A 1,558-nucleotide genomic window follows, 5' to 3' on the forward strand; every position below is an offset into this window, starting at 1 on the left:
GTTGCTCGGAGGCTGGCGCGCGGCAAGGCGCCGCGAACGGCTTTCAATCGGGAGGAGTTTCAGATGATGAGCAGATATCGCGCGCTCTTGGGGGCCAGCCTGTTGGTCGTGGCTGCCATCCAGCCGGCGGGAGCGGCCGAAAAGGCCGAAGTGCTTCATTGGTGGACGACGCAGTCGCAGTCGAAGGCCGTAAAAGTCTTTGCGGACGCCTTCTCGGCCGCCGGCGGTGAGTGGGTAGACAACGCCATCGTCAATGGCGACGTCGCGAAGCCGACCGGCATCAACCGTATCGTCGGAGGCAATCCCCCGACCGTGATGATGATGAATGCGGGCAAGCAGTTTGGCGAGCTCGCCGATCAGGGCCTGTTGCGCAACCTCGATGATGTTGCCGCCGCGGAAGGCTGGCAGGCATCTCTTCCCGCAGACGTTCTGGCCGCCGTCAGCCGCGACGGCCACATCTATGCCGTCCCGGTCAACCTGCAGACACCCAACTGGCTTTGGTACAACAAGGCGTTGTTCGAGAAGTTTGGCGTGGAGGAGCCGAAGACCTGGGAGGACTTCTTCGCTGTCGCCGACAAGTTCCAGCAGGGTGGCATCATCCCCCTGGCTTTCGGGGCGCAAGCCTGGCAACAGCACCAGCTCTTCAATGGCGTTCTTGCTGGCGCAGGCGGCAGGGACCTGTATATGTCGGTCTTCCGCGACAAGAATCCGGAAGCCGTGAAGGGGCCCGAATTCAAGCGCGTGGCGGAGGTATATGCCAAGCTGCGCAGCTATACGGATTCCGGCTCACCGAACCGCTCCTTCAACGAGGCCGCCTCGATGGTGATCACCGGCAAGGCCGCCATGCATATCATGGGTGACTGGGAAAAAGGCGAATTCACATCCGCCGGTTGGGTCGCGGGCAAGGACTACGGTTGTGTGCTCGGCCTTGGCGAGCAAAACTTCCTGATGGATTCCAACGTCTTCATCATGCCTGACACACGGTCCGAAAGCGGAGCCAAGGCGCAGGACCTGATGGCCAGGGTGATGCTGGACAAGGCGGTCCAGGTGGAATTCAACAATCTCAAGGGATCCATACCGGTCCGCAACGATGTCGACACGTCAGGTCTCGATGCCTGCTCCAAGATCGGGCTTGAAGCCCTGAAAGATCCCGGCAAGCAATTGGCCGGGCCGGACTGGCTTGCGGGTGCAGACATGCTGAATTCGCTGGCCGATGTGGTCGTGGAATATTGGGCGACACCGTCCGAAACACCCGAGCAGTTCGCCGAAAAATATGCGGCCGTGCTCGCAGAATTCCAGGAATAACAACCTCCCAGACGACCCAACTCGGGCGGCAGGCGACTGCCGCTCCTTTTTTCCAGGCAGGCACCGGAAAGTCTCGATGAAACAGGGTTCCATTCGTTGGAGTGTATATGCGGGGCTGACACCCGCCATCCTGATCGTGGTCTTTGCCTATGTCGGCACGATGATCTGGACAATCGGCATTTCCTTCACCGACAGCCGGATGCTGCCGGTCGCACGCTTTGCCGGGATTTCGCAGTATGTCAGGCTGTTCGGT

At 60.4% G+C, this 1,558-nt stretch carries 1 protein-coding gene; it reads left to right on the forward strand.

Features of this window, described 5'->3' with window-relative positions:
- The first annotated feature begins 66 nt into the window (after nucleotides 1-66).
- Complete coding sequence (locus VL202_RS01830; RefSeq protein WP_325462485.1) at nucleotides 67-1,305, forward strand: ABC transporter substrate-binding protein; 1,239 nt, start codon at nucleotides 67-69, stop codon at nucleotides 1,303-1,305.
- Nucleotides 1,306-1,558 lie beyond the last annotated feature (253 nt).

This window comes from Pararhizobium sp., from assembly GCF_035497515.1.
GTDB lineage: Bacteria > Pseudomonadota > Alphaproteobacteria > Rhizobiales > Rhizobiaceae > Pararhizobium.

Excerpts from the sequence above, each read along its gene's own strand:
- VL202_RS01830 (WP_325462485.1), top strand. The coding sequence starts at position 67 with ATGAGCAGATATCGCGCGCTCTTGGGGGCCAGCCTGTTGGTCGTGGCT.